The 19,912-nt window shown below is 62.0% G+C and carries 16 protein-coding genes; all 16 read left to right on the top strand.

The features are described 5' to 3' along the window. Positions 1–111: 111 nt before the first annotated feature. Positions 112–1,188, top strand: coding sequence for a CobW family GTP-binding protein (locus tag AC1D1J_RS08730; RefSeq protein WP_457281110.1), 1,077 nt, complete (start codon positions 112–114; stop codon positions 1,186–1,188). Between the two features lie 341 nt (positions 1,189–1,529). Beyond that, positions 1,530–2,579 carry an RNA polymerase-binding protein DksA gene (gene dksA, locus AC1D1J_RS08725; RefSeq protein WP_477694426.1) on the top strand — a complete coding sequence of 350 codons (1,050 nt, stop codon included), beginning with the start codon at positions 1,530–1,532 and terminating at the stop codon, positions 2,577–2,579. Between the two features lie 39 nt (positions 2,580–2,618). Next, positions 2,619–4,466, top strand: a complete 1,848-nt coding sequence (locus AC1D1J_RS08720; protein ID WP_477694425.1) for an STAS domain-containing protein — start codon at positions 2,619–2,621, stop codon at positions 4,464–4,466. A 492-nt stretch (positions 4,467–4,958) separates the two neighbouring features. Continuing rightward, positions 4,959–5,387, top strand: coding sequence for a division/cell wall cluster transcriptional repressor MraZ (gene mraZ, locus AC1D1J_RS08715; RefSeq protein ID WP_457281642.1), 429 nt, complete (start codon positions 4,959–4,961; stop codon positions 5,385–5,387). Between the two features lie 9 nt (positions 5,388–5,396). After that, positions 5,397–6,314, top strand: a complete 918-nt coding sequence (gene rsmH / locus AC1D1J_RS08710; RefSeq protein WP_477687249.1) for a 16S rRNA (cytosine(1402)-N(4))-methyltransferase RsmH — start codon at positions 5,397–5,399, stop codon at positions 6,312–6,314. A gap of 160 nt (positions 6,315–6,474) precedes the next feature. Then, a complete protein-coding gene (ftsL, locus tag AC1D1J_RS08705; protein WP_457281106.1) occupies positions 6,475–6,783 on the top strand; it encodes a cell division protein FtsL in 309 nt (102 codons plus the stop codon). After that, positions 6,780–8,513 (top strand): peptidoglycan D,D-transpeptidase FtsI family protein, encoded by a 1,734-nt coding sequence (locus AC1D1J_RS08700; protein WP_477694424.1) that lies wholly within the window; start codon positions 6,780–6,782, stop codon positions 8,511–8,513. Before ftsL ends, AC1D1J_RS08700 begins: the two co-directional genes overlap by 4 nt. Further along, on the top strand, positions 8,510–10,003 hold the full coding sequence (locus AC1D1J_RS08695; protein ID WP_477694423.1) for a UDP-N-acetylmuramoyl-L-alanyl-D-glutamate--2,6-diaminopimelate ligase: 1,494 nt from the start codon (positions 8,510–8,512) through the stop codon (positions 10,001–10,003). The genes AC1D1J_RS08700 and AC1D1J_RS08695 overlap by 4 nt, the downstream gene beginning before the upstream one ends. Then, positions 10,000–11,409 carry a UDP-N-acetylmuramoyl-tripeptide--D-alanyl-D-alanine ligase gene (locus tag AC1D1J_RS08690; protein ID WP_477694422.1) on the top strand — a complete coding sequence of 470 codons (1,410 nt, stop codon included), beginning with the start codon at positions 10,000–10,002 and terminating at the stop codon, positions 11,407–11,409. The genes AC1D1J_RS08695 and AC1D1J_RS08690 overlap by 4 nt, the downstream gene beginning before the upstream one ends. Then, positions 11,399–12,577 (top strand): phospho-N-acetylmuramoyl-pentapeptide-transferase, encoded by a 1,179-nt coding sequence (mraY, locus tag AC1D1J_RS08685; protein ID WP_457281102.1) that lies wholly within the window; start codon positions 11,399–11,401, stop codon positions 12,575–12,577. Before AC1D1J_RS08690 ends, mraY begins: the two co-directional genes overlap by 11 nt. A 5-nt stretch (positions 12,578–12,582) precedes the next feature. After that, positions 12,583–14,373 carry a UDP-N-acetylmuramoyl-L-alanine--D-glutamate ligase gene (gene murD / locus AC1D1J_RS08680; RefSeq protein WP_477694421.1) on the top strand — a complete coding sequence of 597 codons (1,791 nt, stop codon included), beginning with the start codon at positions 12,583–12,585 and terminating at the stop codon, positions 14,371–14,373. Then, positions 14,370–15,626, top strand: a complete 1,257-nt coding sequence (gene ftsW, locus AC1D1J_RS08675; protein ID WP_477687255.1) for a putative lipid II flippase FtsW — start codon at positions 14,370–14,372, stop codon at positions 15,624–15,626. The genes murD and ftsW overlap by 4 nt, the downstream gene beginning before the upstream one ends. Further along, on the top strand, positions 15,623–16,705 hold the full coding sequence (gene murG, locus AC1D1J_RS08670) for an undecaprenyldiphospho-muramoylpentapeptide beta-N-acetylglucosaminyltransferase (RefSeq protein ID WP_477687256.1): 1,083 nt from the start codon (positions 15,623–15,625) through the stop codon (positions 16,703–16,705). Before ftsW ends, murG begins: the two co-directional genes overlap by 4 nt. Continuing rightward, positions 16,702–18,135, top strand: a complete 1,434-nt coding sequence (gene murC, locus AC1D1J_RS08665; protein ID WP_477687257.1) for a UDP-N-acetylmuramate--L-alanine ligase — start codon at positions 16,702–16,704, stop codon at positions 18,133–18,135. Before murG ends, murC begins: the two co-directional genes overlap by 4 nt. Positions 18,136–18,143: 8 nt before the next feature. Beyond that, positions 18,144–19,109 (top strand): D-alanine--D-alanine ligase, encoded by a 966-nt coding sequence (locus AC1D1J_RS08660; RefSeq protein ID WP_477694420.1) that lies wholly within the window; start codon positions 18,144–18,146, stop codon positions 19,107–19,109. Continuing rightward, positions 19,106–19,909: a cell division protein FtsQ/DivIB gene (locus AC1D1J_RS08655; RefSeq protein ID WP_457281096.1), complete on the top strand. Its 804-nt coding sequence runs from the start codon at positions 19,106–19,108 to the stop codon at positions 19,907–19,909. The genes AC1D1J_RS08660 and AC1D1J_RS08655 overlap by 4 nt, the downstream gene beginning before the upstream one ends. The last annotated feature ends 3 nt before the right edge of the window (positions 19,910–19,912 follow it).

Below are 19,912 nucleotides of genomic sequence, written 5' to 3'. Positions count from 1 at the left end.
AGTCCGGCGGCGCGGCGGGCTTGAACCCGCCGCTAAACTCCCCCACCTGTGTGGCTGCGACCTGCTTCGCCCCTCGCGCTACCCCTGCAATTCCTGTTTTTAGGTAACACCATGAGCTTGATCCCCGTCACCATCCTCACCGGCTTCCTGGGCTCCGGCAAAACCACGCTGCTCAAGCGTGTGCTGACCGAGGCGCACGGCCAGAAAATCGCTGTTATCGAGAACGAGTTCGGTGAAGAAAACATCGACAACGAAATCCTGGTCAATGACACCGAAGAAAACATCATCCAGATGAACAACGGCTGCATCTGCTGCTCGATTCGCGAGGACCTGCGCGAAACACTGCAGTTGCTGGCCGCCAAAAAACGCAAAGGCCTGCTCGACTTTGAGCGCGTGGTCATTGAAACCACCGGGCTGGCCGACCCGGGACCGGTGGCGCAGACGTTTTTCATGGACGAAGAAATTGCCGAGCAGTATCTGCTCGATTCGATCCTGACCCTGGTTGACGCCAAACATGCCGCGACCCAGCTCAACGACCGCCAGGAGGCGCGCCGCCAGGTCGGGTTTGCCGACCAGATATTCATCAGCAAAACGGACCTGGTGGCCAAGGACGAAGTTGACGCGCTGATGCACCGCCTGAAGCACATGAACCCGCGCGCGCCCCAGAAAGCGGTGCATTTCGGGGAAGTCGCCATCAAGGACGTGTTTGACCTGCGCGGCTTCAACCTCAATGCCAAGCTGGACATCGACCCCGACTTCCTCAAGGAAGACGACCATGCCGGGCATGACCACGATCATGACCATGAGCACGGGGAGCACTGTGATCACCCTTCACATGCGCACGACGCCAAGGACGGGCATGAGGGCCATGGCCACCATCACCACCACGACGATGACGTCAAGAGCTTTGTGTTCCGGTCGGACAAGGCTTTCAGCCCCGCCAAGCTGGAGGATTTTCTGGGTGCGGTCGTCAATATTTACGGCCCGCGCATGTTGCGCTACAAGGGCGTGCTGAATATGGAAGGCACCGACCGTAAGGTGATTTTCCAGGGGGTGCACCAGCTCATGGGCAGCGACCTGGGGCCCGCCTGGGCCGAGGGTGAGAAGAAAAACAGCAAGATGGTCTTCATCGGCATCGATTTGCCCAAAGATATTTTTCTGCAGGGCCTGGAGCAATGCCTGGTTTGAGGTAGGCTGTCCGCCTGTGGCCTGTAAAAGGCGGAGGGCTTCATGTTTGTCTCGATTCTCCAACGATTTGTTCCAAGGGTGCTACGGCAGGCTGCGCAGCCGCTACAATCGCGCGCCGACCAAAATACCCGGAAAATCGATTCGGGAGGCCAGCCAGGCACAAAATCGGCTACAAAGCGGATTGAAACCCACCCAAGTGTGGTTTTCGAGGCTGGCAGGCGGCAGACAAACCAGGAAATCTGGCAACAGGTAGGGTTGAACTGCGCTGCAGCGGTTTGGCCAGGAAGCCGCCGCGGGGGGCCATGGGCCATTCCGGGGCTGCTTCCCAGAGGAGACACATTGTGAAAGCCCAAGCAAAAAAGACCAAGACACCTGCCAAACCGGCCGTCAAACCTGCATCGAAAGCCAAGCCGGCGCCAAAACCCGCCGCCAAAGCTGTGAAGAAAGCGGCCAAACCTGTTGCCAAAGCCAAGCCGGCACCCAAACCCGTTGCCAAAAAAGCCGCCAAGCCGGCTGTCAAGGCTGCTTCCACGAAAAAGCCTGCTACCGCAGCTGTCAAGAAAACCGCTGCCAAGCCCTTGCCCAAAGCAAAGGCCGTCGCCAAACCCGTCAAGCCCGTGCTCAAATCTCCCCCAAAACCTGCGGCAAAGCCTGTTGCAAAGTCAGCTGCCAAGTCCGTTGCAAAACCGGCCGTAAAACCTGCAAGCAGCGTCAAACCGGCCCCCGCCGCCGTGGTGGTACCCGCCCCGGCACCGGTCAGGGCCGGGCTGATGGCCCCGCCTCCACTGAAACCCGGCAGGCGCAGCTCCGCCCGCGTAGCCACCCAGTCACCCCCTCCCGCACCCATGGTGCCAACCCATGCGCCTGACGCAGCCAAAGCCAGTTACTCCACAATGACCGAACGCGTGATTGCGCCGCCACCCCAGGCGGCGGCCAAAAAAGACCCCAAGCTCGCCAACAACTGGAAGACCAAATCCGCCGAGCAGCTGACCGACGACGAAGTCAAGGCGATGCCGGACTCCGAGTACATGAACGAAAAGCAGCTGGCTTTCTTTCGCCACAAGCTGTCGGTGCTCAAGCAGGACATCCACAACAGCGCCGGTGAAACCACCGAGCATCTGCGGGAAGACACTGTTGTGGTGCCTGACCCGGCGGACCGCGCTACGATTGAGGAAGAACACGCCCTTGAATTGCGCACCCGTGACCGGGAACGCAAGCTGCTCAAGAAGATCGAACAGTCGATTGCCCGCATCGACTCCGGCGACTACGGTTATTGCGATGAAACCGGCGAACCCATCGGCGTAGGCCGGCTGATCGCCCGTCCCACGGCCAATTTGTCCCTGGAAGCGCAGCAACGCCGGGAACTCAAACAGAAGATGTTTGGCGATTGACCCCAGATTACCGGTTGAAGTTTATTTAATCGTCCTGCCATGTCCAAAGAAGATACCGCTTCAGGCTTGCTCTCCAAGATGGTGAAGTTCGTCCGGAATCCGGCCACGAACTGGTCGGATCTGGACGGCGCGCAAACAGACCGCGACGAAGCCATGAGCAAGCAATTGCTCAAGGAAATGATTGAGCGCAAGCGGCAAAACGACTTCGTGCGCAAGCGCGAATTCGACATGCTGCGCAAGATGCGCAAGCGTGAAGCCATGGTAGGTGTGGGCCAGGACCCAGGCGGCCGGCCTTCGTTCTTCCAGAGCAGCATGCCGTCCAAGCCCGACGACAGGGCCACCACGCTCAAGAAGATCGATGAGATCGAAGCGCAGATGTCCATGCAGTGGTGGAAAACCAAGAATGGCGGCATGCCGGACAATTCGGTGCACGCGCCCTTGCATAGCCCATCGACGCAGGCGCCCCCCATGCTGGACAATGCATTGCCCACCGCATACAGGGCCACGGCGCCGGCAGGTTTGCAGCAGCTGAACGCAGCCAGGTTGGCCGCCGAGCAGCAGGCGGCCCGGGAAGCCGCTCACGAGCCCTCCCAGACCCAGCCCGATTCCCTGTCTGTTGCGCTGGCCGCAGCCCGATCTACGCCTCCCGCCCAACCTCCTGCCAAACCTCCTGCAATCGGCGGCCTGGCGGGTATCGGCGGCAGTTACGACAGCGGCGGCGGTTCATCCGGCTTTTCCCCTTCCAAGCTCACTGCGGTGGACGTGGAGGAAGTGGTTGCCCATGACGCAGAGCTGGAGGAGGCCGCTATCCGGTTTGCCAATGGCGACGATGCGGGTGCCGAAGCCGGCCTGCTGGAGATTCTTGCCCCCGGTGCCGTACGCGCGGGCCACCCGGATACCTGGCTGACCTTGTTTGACCTGTACCGGGCCACGGCCCAGCAGGATAAGTTTGAAACGGCAGCCATCCAGTTTGTCGAGCGGTTTGACCGTTCGGCACCGCAGTGGTTCTCCATGCCTGACATGGTGAAAATGCTCAGTGTTCCGGCGGCGGGCAAGGCTGCCACCAATCCGAATGGTCCCGCTGTTGATTGGGTCTGTCCCTCTGTGCTGGGTATACAGACCGTGGCAGCCCTCAAGGCGGCCACCGCCAAGGCACCCATGCCATGGCGCCTGAACTGGAACAACCTCAAAACTATCGAGCCTGATGCTGTCGAGCCTTTGTACAAGGTCTTCAGCGGGTGGGCGACCCAGCCCGTTCAGCTGCGTTTCATGGGTGATACGCAGTTGCAGAAGGTGCTGCAGAACGCCACCCCTTCAGGCAGCCGCGATACCGCCCAGCAATGGTGGCTTTTGCGCATGGAGGCGCTGCGTGTAACGCATCGCCCCGACGACTTCGAATTGGCCGCACTCGACTTTTGCGTCACCTACGAGGTCTCCCCGCCAGCCTGGGACAGTGCACGTTGCGAATACAAGCCGATCGATGCGCAGGGCGGCGTCACGGATGGGCAGGCCATCATTGGCGACGTGTACCGTGATTCCGTGTCCTCCAGTCTGAGCGCCATTGATGGGGACACCCAAATGGATGCACCGAGTTCACAGATGAGCAATGTGCTGTCGGTCGAACTGTCAGGCCAGATCCAGGGTGATGCGATAGCGGTGCTGGACAAACTGGAAGTCAAGCTGATGGGTGCAGACATGATGCTGATCTCCTGTGCCAAGCTCATTCGCGTGGATTTTTCGGCTGCGGGAACGCTGCTGAACTGGGTGTCAGCCCGCGAAGAAGAAAACCGGTCAGTGCAGTTCACGGAAGTCAACCGCCTCGTTGCAGCGTTCTTCAATGTGATCGGCATCACTGAGCATGCAAGGGTCACAGTCCGCATCGACTAGCCTTTTCGGCCTTTCTACTGGCCGATTTGGGTAGTGTTGTCATGCCATTTGGCGTCTATGCCGGGATTGGCCCGTCAAGCCTTCCGGCGTCCTGTGCTTTCTGCACCGTATCCTTCAAAAAACACGCCATTTCTGCGGTCACGCCCACTCTTGTTATGTGGCGGCCGTTACCTGCTATATTTTTTATAGCTACACCATGCTTGCACTGTGCAACAACAGGTCGCTGAGCGTTCGAATGGACGGAAATAGTCCCTCTTTTTTCCGTTTTGGCTGGCGCCCAGTTGCTGGTGCTTAAAGCAATACTTTCAGTGCGCCGCCTAAGTGCTTAATTTAGAACGATTTTTAATATAGACGCTGGATCCGAAGATACTCCTAAGTCCTTGATTTCATTGAAAAAATTTGTTTCAAATCCCTTGTTTGCAAATGGTTTCCTGCTAAAGTGGGGAAAAGTGCAATTTAGTGGTGAAAAGTGTTTTTCAAGGGTTTGTAGCAGTGTTTCAAGGTGCTTCATCGTTAGTTCTCGATACCAAGGGTAGGCTCTCCGTGCCTACCAGGCATCGTGACGTGCTGAGCGCCACAGCTTCCGGCCAACTCACCATCACCAAGCACCCGCACGGTTGCCTCATGATTTTTCCCCGCAACGAGTGGGAAAAATTCCGCGACCGTATCGCTTCGTTGCCGATGCAGGCGCAGTGGTGGAAGCGCATCTTCCTCGGCAACGCAATGGACGTCGACATGGACGCTACCGGCCGTGTGCTGGTGTCGCCCGAATTGCGCGCGGCTGCCGGCATCAGCAAAGACACGGTGCTACTGGGCATGGGTGGCTATTTTGAGCTTTGGGACGCCGCCACCTACGCAGCTCAGGAGGCCGAGCAAATGAAGGGCGAGATGCCCGATGTCTTCAGAGACTTCTCGTTCTGAAAGAAGACGGTGAACGGCACATGGACACACCGCACCGTCTTGTTGAACGAAGCCATAGCGGCGCTTCTTGTCAACCCGGACGGCCACTACGTCGACGCGACCTTCGGGCGCGGCGGGCATTCGCGGTTGTTGCTGTCGCAGCTCTCACCCCAAGGACGGCTTACTGCCTTCGACAAGGATCTCGACGCCATTGCCGAGGCGCGCACCATCACCGACCCGCGGTTTTCCATCCGTCACGAGGGTTTCATGCATCTGGGTCTGTTGCCCGTCGCCAGTGCGGCCGGCGTACTGATGGATCTGGGTGTGAGCTCACCGCAGATCGACAACCCGGTGCGCGGTTTTTCTTTTCGGCAAGAGGGGCCTTTGGACATGCGCATGGACACCACGCGTGGCCAGAGCGTGGCCGAGTGGCTGGTGGATGCATCCATAGAAACCATGGCGGAGGTGATTCGTGAATATGGCGAAGAACGGTTTGCTCAACAGATTGCAAAGGCGATTGATCGTCGCCGACAGGAACGGGGCCCTCTTCGAACCACCGCTGAGCTGGCCGAAGTCGTGGCTGGCGCGGTCAAAACCCGCGAGCCGGGCAAGGACCCTGCAACGCGCACATTTCAGGCTCTTCGGATTTTCATCAACGCCGAGCTTGAAGAGCTGCAACAGGCGCTAGCTGCGTCGCTGAAAGTTCTCCAACCGGGAGGCCGTCTGGTGGTGATCAGTTTTCATTCGCTCGAAGACCGTATCGTCAAGCAGTTCATCGCCGCACATTCGCGCGAGGTGTTCGACCGTCGCGCGCCTTTCGCCGAACCCAAGGCCATGCAGCTCAAGGCGCTTGGCCGCACCAAGCCCAGCGCGGAAGAGGTCGAAGGCAATCCGCGCTCGCGCAGCGCCGTAATGCGCGTCGCCGAACGCACGGGGGTGGCGGCATGAACCCCGTAGTACGCGAAGCGACAAACGTGGGGGACCTACAAAGGGCGACAGGCATTTCATGCCAGCCGGGGCCGCGGAACCGGCTCTGCCGGGCCGCAGGCGCAGCGGCCCCCTCGGGGGGCAGCGCAGTACGCGAAGCGACAAGCGTGGGGGTCATATCATGGCCAGGCTGAACCTCGTGTTGCTTCTCGCCGTGTTGGCCAGCGCGCTTTACCTCGTGCGCACCCAGTACGAGTCGCGACGCCTCTATGTCGAGCTGGAAAAAGCGACGGCCGAAGCCCGCAAAATCGAAATGGACAACGAGCGTTTGCAGGTGGAAAAGCGCGCCCAGGCTACGCCGCTGAAGGTCGAGAAGCTTGCGAAGGACAAGCTGCAGATGCGCACGGTGACACCTGCCATCACGCAATATGTGAGCTACAAGGACGCTCCGGTAACGGCGGCTTCGGCGCCGGAAGGGCCCAGGCCATGAGCCGCAGCGTGCTTTATTCGTCCAGCCCCCTGCTGGCCAGCAAGACTCCGGTCTGGCGCAGCAAATTCATCGTGGCCGGTATCGCGTTGGCTTTTGCCGGGCTAGCGGGCCGTGCGGCCTATATCCAGATTTTTGGCAATGAATTTTTCCAGCGCCAGGGTGAGGTGCGCTTTGCCCGCACACTGGAGTTGCCCGCCAACCGCGGCCGCATCCTGGACCGCAATGGGTTGATCCTCGCATCCAGCGTACCGGCATCCAGCATCTGGGCCATTCCCGAAGACGTCGAAGCCAGCAAGTCGCAACTGGCCGAGCTGGCCGTGCTGCTGGAAATGCCGCTGGTCGAACTCAACAGGAAACTGGGCGAAGAGGACAAGACCTTTGTCTGGCTCAAGCGTCAGGTCGACGAGCCGGTGGCAAAAAAAATCCACGCCATGGGCATCAAGGGCATCTACCAGCGCAAGGAGTACAAGCGTCAATATCCCGAGGGCGAAACCGTGGCCCACGTGGTGGGCTTCACCAACGTTGAGGATCGCGGCCAGGAGGGCATTGAGCTGGCCTTCAACAAGGACCTGGCCGGCAAGGCCGGTTCACGCCGCGTGATCAAGGACCGCCTGGGTCGTGTCGTCGAGGATGTCGGCGAACAGATGCCGCCCGTCGAAGGCAAGGACATCCAGCTGAGCATAGACAGCAAGGTGCAGTTCTTCGCCTACCAGAAGCTGCGCGACGCGGTCATTGCGCGCAAAGCCCGGGCCGGCAGCGTCGTGGTGCTGGACTCCACCACCGGTGAGGTATTGGCACTGGCGAACTATCCCAGCTACGTGCCCGACAGGCGGAAAAATCTGACCGGCGAGCAGTTGCGTAATCGAGCCCTCACCGATACCTTCGAGCCGGGTTCCACGATGAAGCCGATCACGGTGGCCATGGCGCTGGAGGCCGGTCGCATCAAGCCGCAAACCGTCATCGAAACCGGACCCGGCCGTTACAGCATCGGCGGCTTCACCATCAGTGACACCCACAACTACGGCACGTTGACAGTGGAAGGCGTCATCCAGAAATCCAGTAACGTCGGCGCGCTGAAGATCGCACAAAAGATGAGTCCGCAGGAAATGTGGGAGACCTACATGGCACTGGGTTATGGGCAAAAGCCGCAGATCCAGTTCCCAGGCGCGGTCACCGGACGTGTGCGACCCTGGAAGACATGGCGCCCTGTCGAGCAGGCGACCATGGCTTATGGCTACGGGCTGTCGGCCTCGCTGTTCCAGATGGCGCACTCCTACACTGCGTTCGCGCATGACGGTCAGATCATTCCCATCACCATGCTCAGGAGCAGTGAGCCCGCGGTAGGCGTACAGGTCTTTTCGGCAGCGAACGCGCACGCCGTCCGCCGGATGCTGCAAATGGCCGCCGCGCCCGGCGGTACTGGCCCGTTGGCGCAAACGGTGGGTTATTCGGTAGGTGGCAAATCGGGAACGGCGCACAAGCAGGTTGGAAAAGGTTACGCCACCAACAAGTACCGAGCCTGGTTCACCGGCATGGCGCCCATTGAAGCACCGCGCATCGTCGTCGGTGTGATGATCGACGAGCCAAGCGATGGCAACTACTTCGGCGGCGTGGCCGCCGCGCCTGTGTTCAGCGAGGTGGTGCAGCAGACCCTGCGCATGATGGGCGTGCAGCCCGACATGAGCGTCAAGCCGCAAATCAACACCCAGGCCGTGGAGGAGTCGTTTTGAGCGCGCAGCTTCACTCGCCTGAACAAGCCGCCGGCTGGCTGCGCGAGCGCGTGACCGGCGGCCTGTGCACGGACAGCCGCAGGCTGACCCCGGGCGACGGCTTTATCGCCTGGCCCGGCACCGCGACCGACGGGCGCAAGTTTGTGGGCAGCGCGTTGAATGCGGGCGCCACTGCCTGTCTGGTCGAACAGGAAGGCGCGGCCGCCTTCGGTTTCCAGGACGAAAAGATCGCCGAATACGCCGGTCTCAAGGCTGCGACCGGGCCTATCGCCTCCGTCTACTTCAACCAGCCGAGCCGGCAGCTGCGGATATCCGCCGTCACCGGTACCAACGGCAAAACCTCCACCGCCTGGTGGCTGGCGCAGGCTCTGGGTCGGCTGGGTCGCAAATGCGGCGTCATTGGCACGCTGGGCATAGGTGAGCCTGGTGCCATGGTTTCCAACGGCCTGACGACGCCCGACCCGGTGCTGCTGCAACAGGAACTTCGGCGCTTCGCCGACCAGGGTTTCGTCGCCTGCGCGCTGGAGGCCTCCTCCATCGGCGTGGTCGAACACCGCCTGGACGCGACCGCCATTGAGGTCGCGATATTTACCAACTTCACGCAGGACCACCTCGACTACCACGCTTCCATGCAAGCCTATTGGGAGGCCAAGGCCGCGCTGTTCGCTTGGCCGGGCCTGAAGGCGGCGGTCATCAATATTGACGATGCCAAGGGTGCAGAACTGAAGGAGTCGCTCGCGGGGAGCGGCCTGGACCTCTGGACGGTATCCTGTGCGGAACCGGCACGCTTGCAGGCGCGCAAGATCGAGCACGGCACCGAAGCATTGAGTTTTGAGGTGACCGAGGGTGCCGAAAGCCACACGCTGGCTGCCCGGCTGGTGGGCCAGTACAACGTGTCCAACCTGCTCGGTGTGCTCGCAGCCCTGCGCGCCATGGGTGTGTCACTGGCCGATGCGGTGAATGCCTGCTCCGGCCTGCTGCCCGTGCCCGGCCGCACCGAGACGCTGGCCGTCCAGGGACGGCCACTGGTGGTGATTGATTACGCTCACACGCCCGACGCTCTTGAAAAGGTGTTGCTCGCGCTGCGGCCGGCAGCGGCACACCGCAATGGCCAGCTCTGGTGCGTGTTCGGCTGTGGTGGTGACCGCGACACCACCAAGCGTCCGCTGATGGCGGCTGTAGCTGAAAAAAATGCCGACCAGGTGGTAGTGACCAGTGACAACCCGCGTAGCGAAAACCCGCTGGCCATCATTTGTCAGGTCTTGCTTGGCCTGAGCCGCCGCGATGCTGTGCACGTTCAGACCGACCGGTCAGCCGCCATCACGCACGCCTTGAGCCTGGCCCGCCCCGAAGACATTGTGCTGCTGGCAGGCAAGGGCCACGAAAGTTTCCAGGAAGTGGGTGGTGCGAAGCTTCCCTTCTCCGATCGCGAGCATGCGCAGGCCGCGCTCGATGCCCTGGCTTCGCCAATACAGGGAGGCCAGTCATGATGCGCCTGCGGCAAGCCCTGGGCTGGTTGCCCGCCGCTCGTCTTGTGGGCGACGGCAGCGTGCAGGCCTTGCGGGTCAACACCGACACGCGCAGTCTGCAGGCGGGCGACCTCTTTGTGGCGCTCAAGGGCGAGCGCTTCGATGCCCATGATTTCCTCGCACAGGCCAAGGAGCAGGGCGCTGTCGCGGCCATTGCCCACAAAGGCCTGGCGCAAGCCGGCCTGCCGGGGCTGGAAGTGCCCGACACGCGCCTGGCGCTGGGTCAATTGGCCGCCGGTTGGCGCTCGCAGTTCCGTCTGCCGCTGGTGGCGGTGACGGGCAGCAACGGGAAAACCACCGTCACGCAAATGATCGCGGCCATCTTGCGCGCCTGGAAGGCTGACAAGGCCTTCGCCACTGAAGGCAACCTCAACAACGACATCGGTGTGCCGCTCACGCTGCTGCGCCTGTCGGCCGCGCACGAAGTAGGGGTGGTCGAGCTGGGCATGAACCACCCGGGTGAGATCGCCTATCTGGCCGAAATTGCCAGGCCTGCCGTCGCGCTGGTCAACAATGCGCAGCGCGAACATCTGGAATTCATGGCCACGGTGGAAGCGGTGGCGCGCGAAAACGGCTCGGTATTTTTGTCGCTGGATGCGGGCGGCACAGCGGTCTTTCCGGCCGACGACGACTACACCCCGCTGTGGCGTGAACTGGTCGGCACGCGCAAGGTACTGACCTTCGCGCTCTCGGGCGCCGCCGACATCACAGGCACCGCGCAATGGGATGACGGCTGCTGGAAGGTGGTAGCTACGACCCCAGTGGGCAACACTGATTTCTCTCTGCACATCGCGGGCCGGCACAACGTCAAAAACGCCTTGGCCGCCGCGGCCTGCGCGCTGGCGGCGGGCGTTCCCCTGGCATCCATCTCCGTGGGCCTCTCGGCTTTTGTGCCGGTCAAGGGTCGTTCCCGTGCCATCGCCGTGGCACTGCCAGGCCGGGTGTTGACGCTGGTCGACGACAGCTACAACGCCAATCCCGACTCCATGCGCGCCGCGCTGGAGGTCCTCGCCGAACTGCCCGGCCCGCGCCTGATGGTGATGGGCGACATGGGCGAGGTCGGCAACCAGGGGCCGCAGTTCCACGATGAAGCCGGCCGCCATGCGCGCGCGCTGGGTATAGAAAAATTGTTCACATTGGGCGAGCAGTCAAAGCAGGCAGCGGCCGGTTTCGGCGGTGCGCAAATTTTCGGCGGCATGGACGAACTCGCCGCCGCCGTGCTGGCCGAGCTGCCCCACACCGGCAGCATGCTGGTCAAGGGTTCGCGCTTCATGAAGATGGAGCGTGTGGTCCAGGCCATCATGGCCAATGCGCAAGATCAAACACAACATCAACAACATCAGAAGGAAGAGCCCCATGCTGCTTAGTCTGGCCCAGTGGCTCCAGTCAATCTCCCCTGAATTCGGGTCTTTCAGGGTGTTCCAGTACCTGACGTTCCGTGCAGTCATGGCCGCGCTCACAGCACTGCTGATCGGTCTGCTGGCTGGCCCCTTTGTGATCCGGCGGTTGATCTCGCTGAAGATCGGGCAGCCGATTCGGGAATACGCAATGCAGACCCATTTGAGCAAGAGCGGCACGCCCACCATGGGCGGTGTGCTGATTCTGCTGTCCATCGGAATTTCCACATTGCTGTGGTTTGATTTGTCCAACCGTTTCGTCTGGATCGTCCTTATCGTCACGTTGGGCTTTGGCGCCATAGGCTGGGCGGACGACTGGCGTAAGGTCGTACTCAAGGACCCGGAAGGTATGCGTTCACGCGAGAAATATCTGTGGCAGTCCATCATCGGCCTCATCGCGGCGCTGTACCTGGTGTTCAGCATTTCCGAGAGTTCCAACATGCGCGTGCTCGAACTGTTCTTCAGTTGGGTGCAGTCGGGCTTTGACGTGAACCTGCCGCCCAAGGCTGGCCTGCTGGTGCCCTTCGTCAAGGAAATCAGCTACCCGCTGGGCGTGTTCGGCTTCGTGATCCTGACTTACCTAGTGATCGTGGGCTCCAGCAATGCCGTCAACCTGACCGACGGGCTGGACGGCCTGGCCATCATGCCGGTCGTCATGGTGGGCTCGGCGCTCGGTGTGTTTGCCTACGTCACCGGCAGCTCGGTCTACTCCAAATACCTGTTCTTCCCGCACATTCCCGGCTCGGGTGAGCTGCTGATTTTCTGCTCGGCCATGGCAGGCGCTGGCCTGGCCTTTCTGTGGTTCAACACGCACCCGGCCCAGGTCTTCATGGGCGACGTGGGCGCGCTGGCGCTGGGCGCTGCGCTGGGCACCATCGCGGTCATCGTGCGCCAGGAAATCGTGCTGGCCATCATGGGCGGCATCTTTGTCGTCGAGGCGCTCTCCGTCATGATGCAGGTGACCTGGTTCAAGTACACCAAGAAGCGCTACGGCGAAGGCCGCCGCATCCTCAAGATGGCGCCGCTGCACCATCACTTCGAGAAAAGCGGCTGGAAAGAAACGCAGGTGGTCGTGCGTTTCTGGATCATCACCATGCTGCTGTGCCTCATCGGCCTTTCCACCTTGAAGCTCAGGTAACAGGCATGCGGCATTTACAAGACCAAACCGTGTTGATTCTGGGCCTGGGCGCGTCCGGCCTGGCCATGGCGCGCTGGTGCGCACGCCACGGAGCGCACGTGACGGTCGCCGACACGCGCGAAGCGCCACCCTTGCTCGCCACCTTGCGCGAAGAGCTTCCGGGTGTGAAATTTGTGGGCGGTGTCTTCACGCCCGAACTGGTGCAGGGCACGTCCGTACGCGCCGTCTATCGCTCGCCCGGTCTGACGCCCGAGACCATCGCGTCCGTGGCTGATGCCGCGCGCGCCATGGGATTGCCTGTGGGTGGAGAGCTGGATTTGTTCGCGCGGGCTTTGGCGGATCTGCGCGAGCCACCGACCATTGAGGTAGTCGAAGAATCCGACCAAGCTGTTGTAGCTCCCGAGCCAATGGCTGACGTGCCCTTGCCCGATGCGCCCGAAGCTGTTGACGAAGCCGCTGTAGCCGATGCCGCTGATTCACCCGAAGACCAGGCCGCTGTGGCGGCCGACACTTCAGGCGATCTGCAAGAGACGGTCATTGCCGCACCGGATGCCGCAGACGATGCGCCGGTTCCAGATGAAGCCGGTGAAGATGCCACACTGCCCGCGGCCCTGCTGGCCCTGGTGCAGGCCGAACCCGTGCCGGGCTACCGCCCCGCAGTGCTGGCCATCACTGGCACCAATGGCAAAACCACGGTGACCTCACTGCTGGGCCAACTGGTGCAGCGCGCCGGAAAAACCGTGGCCGTGGCCGGCAACATAGGCCCGACGCTGCTCGACACGCTGTCGGCCCATATGGACGCGCAAACCCTGCCGCAAGTCTGGGTGCTGGAGCTGTCCAGCTTCCAGCTGGCCGACGTGCAGGGCTTTGAACCGACGGCCGCGGTAGTGCTCAACATCACGCAGGATCACCTCGACTGGCACGGCGATATGGACGCCTATGCTGCGGCGAAAGCCAAGGTCTTCGGCGCTGCCACTTTCATGCTGCTCAACCGAGACGATGAGCGGGTGATGGCGATGCTGCCGCCGCCCGTCAAGGTGCGGCTGAAGCCGCCGCAAGTTCGTCCTCATGCCACCTTCGGGGCGGGCGAACCGCAACGCCCCGGTGATTACGGGATCGAAACCGTCAATGGCATGACCTGGCTGGTGCGCGCGGCCGAGGCCGACGAAACCATCAAGCGCCGCAAGGACGAAGAGGTAGAGCTGCACGTGCAGCGCCTGATGCCTATCGAAGCCCTGCGCATACGCGGGCGGCACAACGCCACCAACGCCCTGGCCGCGCTGGGTCTGGCTGTGGCTGCGGGCTGCAACCTCGCCCCCATGCTGCACGGCCTGCGCGAATACCGCGGTGAGCCCCATCGCGTGGAGTCGGTGGCTGTCGTCAATGACGTTGAATACTTCGACGACAGCAAAGGCACCAACGTGGGTGCCACCGTGGCGGCCCTGACAGGGTTGGGCCTGGAGCGCAAGCTGGTGCTCATTCTGGGCGGCGAAGGCAAGGGGCAGGACTTCTCACCGCTGGCCGACCCGGTGCAGCGCCACGTCCGGGCCGTGGTGCTGATAGGGCGCGACGCACCCCTCATCAAGGAGGTCTTGCCCCGCAATATTCCAGTGTTCGACGCCGTATCCATGGAGGAAGCGGTCACCCTGGCCGCGCAGCAGGCACAGACCGGTGACGCCGTCCTGATGTCGCCGGCCTGTGCCAGCTTCGACATGTTCGACAACTACGAGCACCGGGCCAAGGTCTTTTGCGAAGCCGTGCAGGCGCTGGCGCAAGAACAGGGGCATGTGCTGTGACGGCTGTCGTGCGCTTTTTCGGCTGGTTTTCCGGTTTCGGCAAGGCCGCGTCGGAAGTCCTTCCCGTGCGGCTTGGCGGACACAGCCGGCCACAGACGCTGGCCGCACCTCCTGTTCGCATGGCCGGTTTTGACCAGGCGCTGCTGTGGGTCACCGTGGCCTTGTTGATGTGGGGCCTTGTGATGGTGTATTCAGCTTCCGTCGCCATGCCTGACAACCCCAAATTCGCGCGCTATGCGCATACCCATTTCCTGCTGCGCCATGTGTTGTCGCTGGTGGTCGCTCTCATCGTCGCCGTCCTGGCATTCCAGGTGCCGCTGGCCACGTGGGAAAAACTGGCCCCCTGGCTGTTTGTCCTCTCCCTGCTGCTGCTGATATTGGTCCTGGTGCCCTTTATCGGAAAAGGTGTGAATGGCGCCCGCCGCTGGATTTCGCTGGGCATCATGAACTTTCAGCCTTCAGAGCTCGCGAAATTCGCGGTGCTTCTCTATGCGGCCGATTACATGGTCCGCAAGATGGAAGTGAAAGAGCGCTTCTTCCGCGCGGTGATGCCCATGGCTGTGGCCATAGCAATTGTCGGATTGTTATTGCTGGCCGAACCCGACATGGGCGCGTTCATGGTGATCTCGGTCATTGCGATGGGCATTCTCTTCCTGGGCGGTGTCAACGCCCGCATGTTCTTTGTCATCGCGGCTGTGGTGGTGGTTGCCTTCAGCTTGATGGTGATGCTCAGCGAATGGCGGCGTGAGCGCATCTTTGCCTACCTCGACCCGTGGAGCGACAAATACTCCATGGGCAAGGGCTACCAGCTCTCCCACTCCCTGATTGCCTTCGGCCGCGGCGAGATTTTCGGTGTGGGTCTGGGCGGCAGCATTGAGAAGCTGCATTGGCTGCCCGAAGCGCACACCGACTTCCTGATGGCCGTGATCGGTGAAGAGTTTGGCTTGGCTGGCGTGCTGGCGGTGATCGGCATGTTCATGTGGATGACCCGTCGCATCATGCACATCGGTCGCCAGTCGATTGCACTGGACCGTCTGTTTGCCGGCCTGGTGGCGCAAGGCGTGGGCATCTGGATAGGTTTCCAGACCTTCATCAACATTGGCGTGAACCTCGGTGCGCTGCCGACCAAGGGCCTCACGCTGCCGTTGATGAGTTATGGCGGTTCGGCGATTCTGATGAACCTGATTTCTTTGGCCGTGGTGCTGAGGATTGACTATGAGAATCGCCTGCTCATGAGAGGAGGCCGCGCATGAGCAAGCAACACTGTGCTTTGGTGATGGCCGGAGGAACGGGCGGGCACATTTTCCCGGGCCTGGCCGTGGCTGAGGCCCTGCGGGAGCGCGGCTGGCGGGTGCACTGGCTGGGCGGGCGTGGCAGCGCAGTCCGACCCAGCATGGAAAGCCAGCTGGTACCGCCACGCGGCTTCCCTTTCGAATCGATTGATTTTTCCGGTGTGCGGGGCAAAGGGCCGGTCACGCTGGCATTCTTGCCCCTGCGCCTGCTCAAGGCGTTTTGGCAAAGCATCCAGGTGGTACGCCGCGTCAAGCCCGATGTGGTGGTCGGCCTGGGCGGCTACATCAGTTTCCCGGCCGGGATGATGAGCGTGCTGTTGGGTAAGCCCCTGGTTCTGCACGAGCAGAATTCGGTGGCGGGTATGGTCAACAAGGTGCTGGCGAGTGTGGCTGACCGCGTCTTCACCGCATTTCCGGGCGTGTTGCCCAAAGCCGAATGGGTAGGCAATCCCCTGCGGCCAGCATTTACCCGGCAGCCCGGCCCGCAAGAGCGTTTTGCCGGACGCAGCGGTCCCCTGAAGCTGCTGGTGGTCGGTGGAAGCCTGGGCGCCCGGGGGTTGAACGAGCTGGTGCCCAAAGCCCTCGCGCTGATCCCTGAGGCAGAACGACCACAGGTTCTCCACCAAAGCGGCGCGCTGCAGATTGAAGAATTGCGCGCCAATTACGCAGCGGCTGGCGTGTCCGCCGAGCTCACGCCATTTATTGAAGACACCGCACAGGCCTTCGCCGACGCCGACCTGGTCATTTGCCGCGCTGGTGCCAGTACGGTCACGGAAATCGCGGCCGTGGGCGCTGCGGCACTGTTCGTGCCTTTTCCCGCTGCGGTCGACGACCACCAGACAGTCAACGCGAAGTTCCTGGTCGACCAGGGAGGCGGATGGTTGGTCCAGCAGCGCGACCTTAGTGTTGGCATGCTGGCAGAGATGCTACAAAAAACAGAGCGGCTTGCGCTCGTCCAGAGAGCCTTACAGGCCAAAACCATGCAAAAAACTGAAGCCACGGCCCGTGTGGTGGCCGCTTGCGAGGAGCTGGCGACATGAAACACGCCATCAAAAACATTCACTTCATCGGTCTGGGCGGCGCCGGCATGTCTGGCATTGCAGAGGTGCTGCACAACCTGGGATACGTCATTTCGGGGTCTGACCTGTCAGACAGCCCAACGCTGCGACGCCTGGGCAAGCTCGGCATCAAGACTTTCGTCGGCCACACCGCCGGCAACCTTGAGATGGTCGACGCCGTGGTGACATCCACCGCCGTACAGGCCGACAACCCCGAGGTGCTGGCGGCGCGTGACAAACGCATTCCCGTGGTGCCGCGCGCGCTGATGCTCGCCGAACTGATGCGCCTGAAGCAGGGCATCGCGATTGCCGGGACGCATGGCAAAACTACCACCACCAGCCTGGTCGCCAGCGTGCTGGCCGAAGGCGGTCTGGACCCGACCTTTGTGATCGGCGGGCGTCTCAACAGCGCCGGCGCCAACGCCAAGCTCGGCTCGGGCGACTACATCGTGGTCGAAGCTGACGAATCGGACGCTTCGTTCCTGAACCTGCTGCCCGTGATGGCGGTCGTCACCAACATCGACGCTGACCACATGGAGACTTACGGCCACGATTTCGGCAACCTCAAGAAAGCTTTTGTCGACTTCCTGCACCGCATGCCTTTTTACGGCACGGCGATCTTGTGCACCGACGACCCGGCTGTGCGCGACATCCTGCCGCAGGTTTCCTGCCCTATTACCAGCTATGGTTTCGGCGAAGATGCGCAGGTGCGCGCCGTCAATGTGCGGCCGGTGGGCGCACAAATGCATTTCACGGCACGGCGCCGCAATGGCGTGACCTTGCCCGACATGGACGTGGTGCTCAACCTGGCCGGCGAGCACAACGTGCTCAATGCCCTGTCGGCCATTGCCATTGCCGTTGAGCTCAACGTGCCCGACGCGGCAGTACAGAAAGCGCTGGCTGAATTCCGGGGCGTCGGACGGCGCTTCCAGAGTTACGGGGACATGCCGGCCAAGGGCGGCGGACATTTCACCGTGATCGAAGACTATGGCCATCACCCGGTGGAAATGGCCGCGACGCTGGCTGCCGCGCGCGGTGCCTTCCCCGGCCGGCGGCTGGTGCTGGCTTTCCAGCCGCACCGCTACACCCGCACGCGTGACTGTTTTGAAGATTTTGTCAAAGTCATCGGCCACGCTGATGCGGTGCTGCTGTCCGAGGTGTATGCCGCCGGTGAAGCGCCCATCGTGGCCGCAGACGGACGCTCGCTGGCGCGGGCTTTACGCGTGGCCGGCAAGGTAGAACCTGTCTTTGTGGATGAGATCGACGCCATGCCGCAGGCCATCCTCGACAACACGCTGGATGGTGACGTCGTGATGTGCATGGGTGCCGGATCCATCGGCATGGTGCCCGCAAGGGTTGCAGAAATGCTGGAGCCGGCAGGGCATGGCGGCACCAGGGAGGCCCGGGCATGAAAGCAGGCATGTTGAATTTTGGAAAAGTCGCCGTCCTGATGGGCGGGCTGTCGGCCGAGCGCGAAGTCTCGCTGATGTCTGGTAACGGGGTACTGAAAGCGCTTCGCTCGCGTGGCGTGGATGCCCACGCCTTCGATCCTGCCGAGCGCGACCTGAGCGAGCTGAAGGAGGACGGGTTCGAGCGTTGCTTCATCGCATTGCATGGACGCTTCGGCGAGGATGGCACGGTGCAAGGCGCGCTCGAATTGCTGGGCATTCCCTACACCGGCTCTGGCGTCATGGCTTCCAGCATGGCCATCGACAAGGTCATGACCAAGCGCGTGATGATCTCCGAAGGATTGCCGACGCCTCAGTACCGTCTGCTGCGCCGTGGCACTTACGGCGCTGCCGACATTGCCGCCCTGCCGGATGCGCTCGGCCTGCCGTTGATCGTCAAGCCGGCACGCGAAGGTTCATCGATCGGGCTGACCAAGGTGACAGAACGCTCCGCCATGGCCGGCGCCGTGGCACAGGCCGAAAAACTCGATGCCGATGTCCTGTGCGAGCAATTCATCAGCGGTGACGAGGTGACCTGCCCGGTGCTGGGTACCGGTTCCGGTGCGCGCGCGCTGCCGGTCATCCGCATAGTAGCGCCGGACGGTAACTACGACTACCAGAACAAATACTTCACCGACAGCACCCAGTACCTGGTCCCCTGCGGGCTGCCCGAGGGCGAAGAGGCGGTCATCCAGCAGCTTGTGCTGGACACCTTTCGCATTCTCAATTGCCGCGGCTGGGCCCGCGCCGACGTGATGATAGACAAGGCCACGCGCAAGCCCTACCTGCTGGAGATCAACACGTCGCCGGGAATGACCGGGCATTCGCTGGTGCCCATGTCCGCCCGTGCGGCCGGAATCTCGTATGAAGACCTTTGCATTGAAGTGCTGAAGACTGCTTCGCTCGACCACCAGAAACACGGAGGAGCCGCCACTTGAGCAGAGCCCTGCCACTGCCGCCTTCCTTGCCGCTGGACGTCAAGCTCATGAACACCTTCTCGGTGGTTCTGGGCCTGGCGTTTGCCGCCATGGTTGCGTCACTGGCCGTGGCGTGGCTCATGCGCCAGTCCCTGTTCAGCCTGAGCGCAATCCGTGTGGAGGGCGACCTTGCGCACAACAACGCGGTAACGCTGCGGGCCAATGTGGCGCCCAGGTTGTCCGGCAATTTTTTCACGGTGAACCTGGGCGCCACGCGCGCGGTGTTCGAGTCCGTTCCCTGGGTACGCAGGGCGCTGGTGCAGCGCGAATTTCCCAACCGGCTGAAGGTGGTGCTGCAGGAACACAAGCCGGTGGCATTCTGGGGGGCCGAGGGCGACGCCCGGCTCGTCAACAGTTTCGGTGAAGTGTTTGAGGCCAACCAGGGCGACGTCGAGGCGGAAGACCTGCCGGTGCTCAATGGGCCGCCGGGTCAGGCGGCGCAGGTACTGCAGGCCTACCAGGCGCTGGCGCCGATGTTCGATGAAACAGATGCCACGCTGGAGCAATTGCAGATGACCGGCCAGGGTGGCTGGCGTGCCCAGCTGGACAGCGGCGCCGTGATCGAGCTCGGGCACGGGTCGCTGGACGAAATACAGGCACGCACCCGCCGCTTTATTGCCACGGTGACGCAGGTGTCATCCCGGTACGGGCGGGACCTCGAGTCCGCCGACCTGCGTTACGGCAATGGTTATGCGATCAGGCTCAGGGGTGTCACCACGGGAAGCCCCGCTGACAAAGACGACGGAAAGAAAAAAAGGTAAACA

This window comes from Polaromonas sp. P1_F8, assembly GCF_056405635.1.
Note: the sequence above shows the minus strand (reverse complement) of the source record. Positions and strands in the feature narration are given on the sequence as shown.